Raw genomic sequence first — 8,572 nt, 5'->3', positions numbered from 1 at the left:
TGTATGAATGCGTTAAAAAGCCTAGAGAAATATAATGAACACCCGTATCGCGATAATCTTCCAAATTAGTTAATTGGATCCCGCCAGATGCTTCCGTTATCATATGGGCCGGCACTAATTGTATAAATTCCTTTATTTCATCTGGTGTTCGGTTATCAAACATAATGACATCCGCGCCCGCTTCCACTGCTTCGATGACTTGTTCTCTTGACTCCGTTTCCACTTCAATTTTAACCATATGTCCCGTATTCTTACGAACTAACTCGACCGCATGCTTGATTGATCCTGCAAAAGATATATGATTATCTTTGATCATGACTCCATCATAAAGACCATAACGGTGATTATATCCGCCGCCGCAGCGGACAGCATATTTTTCCAGCATTCGGAGTCCCGGTGTCGTTTTTCTCGTATCGCAAATCCTCGTATACGAGCTATTTAACGTCTCAACGGCTTTTCGTGTTAAGGTGGCAATTCCGCACATACGCTGGACTAGATTAAGGACAACCCTTTCACCTTTTAAAAGGGCAGAAATCCCCCCTGAAACAATTGCCAATCTCTGCCCGACTTCGAATCTGTCACCATCTTTGACAAACAATTGGATGTCAATTTCCTGATCCAACAGGGGAAATCCAGTCTTCATTATTTCTTCACCGCAAAAAACACCACTTTCTTTTGCTAAAAAGACAATTTTACCCTTTGTATGGTCTGAAAAAATCAAATCAGTCGTTAGATCCTGATCTCCAATGTCTTCTATTAAAAATTGCTCAATTAACGACCGCAGTTTTAATTTGTTCATGATTGATTGACACTTCCCCTTTGCGTTTCTGAATGATTGTCTTTTTTAACCAATTCTCATCATCTTCATCTGGAAAATCACTTCTAAAATGGCCGCCGCGGCTTTCAGTCCGGCATAATGCGGCTTTCGTAATTAGACCAGCCGTGATGTACATAAAAATTGACTCAATATCTTGAATGGAATACGAGTCAAATTCCGTTAAATCATTTACATGTAACTGCTGCAGCCAATTATTCTGTTCTTCTAAAAGTTCTTTAGATCGGACAATTCCGACCCTTTTCATCATCCATTCCTTTAAAATCTGGACATCCGGGAGAAAAATACTTTTCTCTTGTGTGAAAGGAACAAATCTAGGAACTTTAGATATGTGCTTTTTTTTTGAATTTACATTCATCCATTGTGATAACTTTTTCCCTTGATAAAGTCCTTCTAATATTGAATTACTAGCCAAGCGATTTGCGCCATGAAGACCTGTACATGCTGTTTCACCTATGGCAAATAGGCCATTTATAGAAGTACGGCCAATTAAATCCGTTTTGACCCCTCCCATTAAAAAGTGACTGCCCGGGGCAACCGGAATTCTCCCTTCTGACAAATTCACACCATTTTTCCGGCAAATAGCTGTAATGGATGGGAACCTCTCTTCAAAGTCCTTAATACGATTTATATCCAGATAGACTTCATGGCCATTTTCGATATAGTCAAATATTGTCTGGGACACAATGTGCCTCGGGCCAAGATCTTTTAATGGATGGACACCTTCCATGATGGGGGTTCCCTTATCTGTAACTAAGATTGCCCCTTCCCCTCGGACCGCTTCGGAAATTAAACCTTTTGTTTCCCCATTTTTATACAAAAGTGTTGGATGGAATTGAATAAATTCCATATCTGATATTTCTGCGCCCGCCAGGTAGGCCATGGCTACCCCATCTCCCGTTACAGTAGGTGCATTGGAAGTGAAGGGATATATCTGCCCACAGCCGCCCGTTGCAAGAATCACATAATCTCCATAAAAAATACGGATTTTGCCATCCTCGCTTTTAGCTTTTACGCCAATACATCGTTTTTGCTTATGATCGATGATTAATTCGTAAGCAAAAGTGTTCTCTTCGACTTTTATATTTTCAGTTAGGTTACTAATCAAGTATTCTATGACATTTTTTCCTGTTGCATCGCCGCCACAATGTATAATCCTATTTTCACTATGAGCGCCTTCTAGTCCAAGCAGTATATTCCCATTTGCGTCCTTGTCAAAAAGATTACCTTGGTCAGAAAGATTGCCAATCAGCGTTGGAGCTTCGTTCAAAACTTCACGAACAGATTCCTCATTATTATGAAATCTCCCTGCCTCAAGAGTATCGGTGAAATGCTTTGATGGATTATCCCCAATCCCAATAGCAGCAGCAATTCCACCTTGCGCCAAATAAGAATTCGCATTTTTTAAATGTGATTTTGTGAGAATCCTCACATTTTTATCACTGTTAAGTAAAGTTGCCAGCTGCAATGCCGCAACCCCACTGCCAATAATAAGAACGTCATTCCTTTCCATAATGTATTCCTCCGTAGTATACACCTGTCTTGACATCTATATTTACATAGATTTAAACTAAAAACAAGATTTTTTTTTTCAAAAGTTACGATAAAAATTTAGCGGGTTATGAGATGTTTAAATGCTAAAAAATAGCGTTCATAATGATCATCTCGTTTTTTCATAAAGTTTGGAAATTGACTGAGTTATAGATTAGGAGTGTTTCCATGACAGAGCAAAGAAAATTAATGGGGGAAGAAAGAAGGTCACGGCTTTTACAAATCTTAAAAGGAACGACTACTGCCATTACGGGGAGTGAATTAGCTGCCAAAACAGAAGTGAGCAGACAGGCTATTGTCGGGGATATTAACCTATTAAAGGCAAGAAATGAACCAATTATCGCTACAAGTCAAGGGTATATTTATTTAAAGCAAGCAGATGCACTTCCTCTTTTCGAGAAGACGATTGCCTGCTGCCATTTACCCGATGAGGTTGAAAGTGAATTAAATTTGATAGTGGATCACGGTGTAACCGTTAAGGACGTTCAAATAGAACATCCGGTTTATGGGAATCTAAATGCCGCCATTATGGTGTCAAACCGTAAGGAAGTCAAACAATTTATGGAAAGAATTGCTAGTACGAAGGCATCCTTTTTATCGGAATTAACATATGGAATTCATCTGCATACCCTATCTTCCACAAGTAGAGAAGCTTTAAAGGAAGTAGAAAATAAACTAAAAAAGGCGGGATTCCTATTAGATGCCTAGGATTTTTCTTATAGAAATTAATTAACCCAAAAAGATGATTCAAGAAACTTATGTGAAAAATAAAGGTAAGACTAAAAGTGAAAACGATACTAAATAATCCTTTTTTAGCACACCCCGGTCAATAATCGAAAAACCTGCTTTTAATAGAGAAGTAATTGTTTGCAATTAACCTGAACTCCCCTTGGAACCCACTCACGAATGTAAATCAAGCATGGGTTCCATTACTTTTGGGCAACTTCGATAGAAGGTGCCCCCACTGCGTTAACTCCTCATTACACTGGGGGTCACCACTAACTTTTCGACAGCTATGCTGATTTTATCCAGATTGGATTACGTATGCTTTGGTAAATGAAAAAGATCCCCTTTGTTCTTAAGCAATGGGGATCTTACCTTAGAGATTGTATCTATTTCTACTATGTTGCATTAACTTACGGGATTAAGTTCGCCTGAAGCTAGTGTTCCCTTATGTAGAACAGCAGCGCGCCTTGGCAGACGGGCAACCGCTTCGGCAGAACAGCTTGCTGGAACGAGAACAGCGGTAGCTTCGTCCCCTTCCTTCGGCCAGACTTGGGTGCCAATTTCATTCAACGGGGTAATTCCGCCTGTAGCTAAGGACAGTGCACGTGATAGTTTGTATTCATTATTCCATCCATAAAGCTGTGCCGCCAAATGTGCCTTCTGCAAAATGTCCCCAATCCCGAATGGAGACCAGTGATCAGTAATACTATCATTCCCTAGCAGGACGTTAACCTTATGCTGCTGTAGCAGTGGAATCGGCATAATGCTTTTTCCGATTGGTACGGATGATGCAATCGAGATTCCGAGTGATGCAAGGCGATTGGCCAATTCGACATCTTCCCCAGGCATTAGGGATGCCAGTGAGAATGCATGACTAACCGTTACTTTTCCATGCAGTCCACCCTGTTCTGTTAAATCCGCCAATCGCCTAATTGCTTTTAAGCCTGTTTCACCACCTTCATGAAGATGGATATCGATGCCTGCATTATAGTCAACTGCAATTTGGACCATCGTATTCAGCGATTTTTCCATATCTTCATCAACCACAGTTGGGTCTAGTCCGCCAACATGTGTTACTCCTAGATTCATAGCCTCACGGATCAGTCCTTCTACATTTGAACGCAGCAAGCCGTGCTGAGGAAAGGCAACGATTTCATGCGAAATTTTATCTGAGTAGTTCGCTAATGCCTTTTTCAAGTTTTCAAGATTTTTCAACCCTACCGATTGATCGATGTTACAATGACTTCTAACATACGTTGTACCATAGCTAAGGATTAGTTCAATTAATTTTTCACCACGCTCCTGAGCAGTTGGCAGCAGCTCCGGCAGCAATGTCTGTTCAAACGAAATCATATCAAAAATGCCATTTTTTGTAGTATGTGCCGCTCTCCAAGGACCGCCATAATATGTTTTATCCAAATGAATATGCATATCTTTAAAAGCAGGAAGCAATAGCATCCCTTTCGCGTCAAAACAATTAATGCTGTTAGGATATGGAACATTAGTTTTAAGAATTTGAGCAATTCTCCCATCAACAATTTGTAGGTTTCGCAATACAGTTTCCGTTGCAGCCACCGTGCCATTTTCATACGTGTATCCATTTTCCAATCGAACATTTAATAACATGTAAGACCTGTTTTTGTCTGGTTTTTGGATATTTCCAATTACCTTTTCCATCTACTATTCCTCCCTTATGTAAAAATCCAATTTAGTATAGTCTTTTTTCCCAAAATTCACATCGGTCACACTAACCAAAGAACCTTCTAATTAATTAAACAATTTGAATAGAAAATTATGAATATATTGAACAATCCGCATCAGCTCATATAGTCAACCCAATTAACTCTAAAAATATATATGATACTAGATATTTTGTCTAAGAGAATATATTCACGGCAATACCAGCCTAAATGCAACAGTTTGGCTTAATTGGATTTTCCATCATTTGTATACCATCATTAATTTTGTTAGTTATAATAGAAGGGGTCTGTTCATAAGATATAAAATGTTTTTAGCTGCCTTGATAAGGTAGATGTGGTACCATTTGCGGATAATGAAGTCCACTTATATGTTGTGGGTGGAACCTTTGGTTGATATATTTTCAATACCAATTTACTTTTTAAGGCGAAACCATTGGAGAAAGCAGGGGAAAGAATGTTAATTGGATTAGTAGCATTGGCAGTTTTACTTTTACTAGGATTAGTATACGAACAAGTTTCACGGCTTAGTGATGCGAGAAGACTCCATGCCGGTGAAATGATTGATGTTGGCGGCTATCGACTCCATCTAACGGATGATGGTCAAGGTGGTCCCACGGTCATCCTTATTCATGGCGCGGGTGATTGCTCTTATTCATGGATCCATATTCGTAAAGAATTATCAAAGTTTACTAGAGTTATTACATATGACCGTGCAAGTATGGGCTCAAGTGATCCCGGTCCCCTGCCAACTCCCGAACATACCATCAAAGAACTTAAGAACCTGCTAGATAAGACTGGTGCCCCTGGACCATATGTACTTGCGGGTCATTCCCTAGGGGGACTGATTGCCCGACTCTATGCTTTAAAATATCCTAATCAGGTGGCTGGCTTAGTGTTCTTAGATTCGACGCATGAGTTTCTAAAGGATGATGCCAAGTTCAAGCAGGGTTTTGCCCTCATCGGCTTTATGTTGAAGATACTAAGACTGATGTCTCCATTTGGTATTCCACGATTCCTTGGTAATATTCTAGGCATTATTCCGATGTATGGTAATGAACTTTCATACTACAAACAGCAGCTTAGTGCCGAAGAATACATGCAATGGAAAGGGATGGTTTACAGTATTTTTGCCGGAAGGATAGCTGGAGCGGAATTCAAAAGTGCATGGGCACACCTGGATCTAGCTTCGAATCAATTAAATAACTGTACGGAAAAACCACAGTTTGGTGACCTTCCGATCGCTGTTGTAAACAACCCAGGATTTGGTGTCCAATGGACCGAGATGCAAAGAGAACTGGCCTCCCGGTCAACCAACCACATCCATAAGATTAGTGATCGCAAAGGACACAGTCTGCAAATGCCGCGACCCGAATATGTTATAGAAGCAATTCATCACGTGGTTGAACAAGTACAGGAACGTAACGGCCGAACTCTTGCTGAATCATATCATGAACATAAACTTTGAATTCATTTAGCTTATATCCTATTCCAAAAATCCTCTTTTTTAAGGGGATTTTTTCATTTATTACATTATCAATTGAATAATATCCTTGCCTTAGTTCTTCGGCTAGAATTAAAAGGCATTGGCCATTTCACTTAAAATGATGGAATTCTCACGTTTCTAAAACCTCATTTACTTATGATACGGTTCACCGCACCTAGTCAAAATGAGGTTTTACTTTTCATAAGTAAGAGTATTGGATTCCTGGACATTCAGTGGAATCTCTCCTAGTCTTCTTAAAAGGAAATTCGATTTAGATTTTACCTTTAGACCCTATCGTATTATTCTTTGATGGAAAGCGAATAGTAACCGTAGTACCTTCACCTTTCGAACTTTGGATATCTATTGTTCCTTTATATTTTGCTGCAATATTGTAGCAAATCATCATACCTAATCCCGTCCCTTTACTTTTTAAAGAGTAAAAAGGAGTACCTAAAGACCCTACTTCTGCTTCTGTCATTCCTTGTCCATAATCGATTACTTTAATCTCAACAAAATCATTCTTCATATTAGCCGTTATCTCAACCGAATCACCTATTTCGGAGGCCTCAATTGCATTTTTAATTATATTTATTAATAATTGTTTAAATTCTATTAGATTTGCGACGATAATACAATCTTCTATTACATTTAATTCAATATTATTCTCATTCAAAAGTCCATATGAATGAAGTAAATCTGTTACAGTCTGAAGAACATTCTTTACATTCATAGTTTCCGTTCCTTGATCATTATTTGGCTTTGCAACAGATAACAATTGAGAAATCACGTGCTCAGCAGCTTTCAATTCACCAATCATCAAAGTATAGTGTCTCTTTATATCATCACTAACTGAAGGATCTTTTTCGTTTAGCTGCAAAAATCCTTTAACAACTGTCAAAGGATTTCTGATTTCATGAGCAACAGCAGCTGCTAGTTGGCCAGATATCTTCAAACGCTCTGTCTCTTTTATTTTTTCATAATATAATTGCTGTTTTTTAATTCGTCCATACGATAAATAAAATACACAATAGATAATCACTTGACTGCCTATAAAGTTTATAACATTTCCTGTTAAATCTTGTTTTATAAAGTAGAATTGATTGCCTTGATCAATTAGTATAATATAACTAAAAGTAAACATTATTGATATACTGTTTAATAGTAAAGAAAAGTAAAAGAGCTTTGCATCAAAAAACAAGATAGAGATTATTGGAATCAAACATAGAAAGATAAAGTTGGACCCAGTCTCTGGATATAAAAAGAAAAGAGTATAAAAGTAAACGGACGCTACTATTATTAGTATTATTCTAAAAACATGGGTTACATATCTAGGATAAAGTAATAAACAGACAGATAGAATGACCACAAGTGTAACATGTAAGCTAAAGCCGCCCCCATGCTCATCCATACGTGGATTACCAATAAATAACCCCATTATCATAATGGCTATTACAATTAACATTGCTATATAATATACTTTTTTATTTATTTGAGTATAAATTCCCTTCATATATACCCCTTTATTAAAAATTTCTTATTTTACTTTAATATTTGGTTTGGATTTCTCATGTATACATTATCATACCATTTTAGAATACAATTACATCTTAATTTGAAAATGGTGAAATAGTTGAATGGGTTGGATAAAGCAATATCTTTAGTTGTAATTTAAAATTTCATTTGAAAATACCTGTCAATATTTAACGGAATATTCACACCTATCTGTTCAATTTTTCTATAAAATAGACTTAGGAATGTTGAAAGGAAGTGGATAATGCTACTTAGAGGAAGAACAGAATCAGACGAATTGTTGAAAATGCGATCATTAAACACGCGGATGAATTTATCACAAGAAGAAAAGTTTCATTATTTTAGTCTGGAAAAAGGTTATCAAGGTGAGGTGGAATTTGACCGAAAAGCAGAAAGTCTTCAAGAAGAAAGGTATTTCATCAATGACTTGCTGCTAAAAATAAACCATTCCTATTTTCAAATTGATTCAACGCTTATATCACAGGAAGTGATTCGTCTCTTCGATGTGAAAAATTTTGAAGGAGACTTTTGCCTGGAAGATGATCGATTTTACGCCGTTAAAACCGGTCGTGAATATAAAAATCCAATCGATCAATTAAACAAATGTACATCACAATTCCGCCAGCTGCTCCGGGACCTCAAGCTTAACTTCCACGTTGAAGCTTCCGTTATTTTTATTAACCCCGAATTTACGTTATACAATGCGCAAATGGACCATCCTATTATACTCCCAAATCAGGTTAACCG

The 8,572-nt window shown here is 37.8% G+C and carries 7 protein-coding genes; 3 read left to right on the top strand and 4 right to left on the bottom strand.

The annotated features are described in order from the left end of the window. The coding region (nadC, locus tag ACO1D1_RS12865; RefSeq protein WP_423336148.1) for a carboxylating nicotinate-nucleotide diphosphorylase at positions 1 to 799 on the bottom strand (799 nt) is incomplete at its 3' end. Then, positions 768 to 2,348 carry an L-aspartate oxidase gene (gene nadB / locus ACO1D1_RS12860; RefSeq protein WP_423336147.1) on the bottom strand — a complete coding sequence of 527 codons (1,581 nt, stop codon included), beginning with the start codon at positions 2,346 to 2,348 and terminating at the stop codon, positions 768 to 770. The genes nadC and nadB, both read right to left, overlap by 32 nt. Before the next feature lie 206 nt (positions 2,349 to 2,554). On the opposite strand from nadB, the gene ACO1D1_RS12855 reads away from it, so the two are divergent. Then, positions 2,555 to 3,094 (top strand): transcription repressor NadR, encoded by a 540-nt coding sequence (locus ACO1D1_RS12855; protein WP_423336146.1) that lies wholly within the window; start codon positions 2,555 to 2,557, stop codon positions 3,092 to 3,094. 423 nt (positions 3,095 to 3,517) lie between these two features. Here ACO1D1_RS12855 and ACO1D1_RS12850 read toward each other — a convergent pair whose 3' ends face one another. Continuing rightward, the gene (locus ACO1D1_RS12850) at positions 3,518 to 4,789 is read right to left on the bottom strand and encodes an amidohydrolase family protein (protein ID WP_423336145.1); all 1,272 of its coding nucleotides are present in this window, start codon (positions 4,787 to 4,789) and stop codon (positions 3,518 to 3,520) included. 477 nt (positions 4,790 to 5,266) lie between these two features. Here ACO1D1_RS12850 and ACO1D1_RS12845 point away from each other — a divergent pair, with 477 nt between their 5' ends. After that, entirely contained in the window at positions 5,267 to 6,277 is a 1,011-nt protein-coding gene (locus ACO1D1_RS12845) for an alpha/beta fold hydrolase (protein WP_423336144.1), read from the top strand. A 289-nt stretch (positions 6,278 to 6,566) separates the two neighbouring features. Here ACO1D1_RS12845 and ACO1D1_RS12840 read toward each other — a convergent pair whose 3' ends face one another. Then, on the bottom strand, positions 6,567 to 7,805 hold the full coding sequence (locus tag ACO1D1_RS12840) for an ATP-binding protein (protein WP_423336143.1): 1,239 nt from the start codon (positions 7,803 to 7,805) through the stop codon (positions 6,567 to 6,569). A 264-nt stretch (positions 7,806 to 8,069) separates the two neighbouring features. Here ACO1D1_RS12840 and ACO1D1_RS12835 point away from each other — a divergent pair. After that, a partial coding sequence (locus ACO1D1_RS12835; RefSeq protein ID WP_423336142.1) for a nuclease-related domain-containing protein occupies positions 8,070 to 8,572 on the top strand: 503 nt, incomplete at its 3' end.

This window comes from Neobacillus sp. 19 (assembly GCF_049463095.1).
GTDB lineage: Bacteria > Bacillota > Bacilli > Bacillales > Cytobacillaceae > Neobacillus.
Note: the sequence above shows the minus strand (reverse complement) of the source record. Positions and strands in the feature narration are given on the sequence as shown.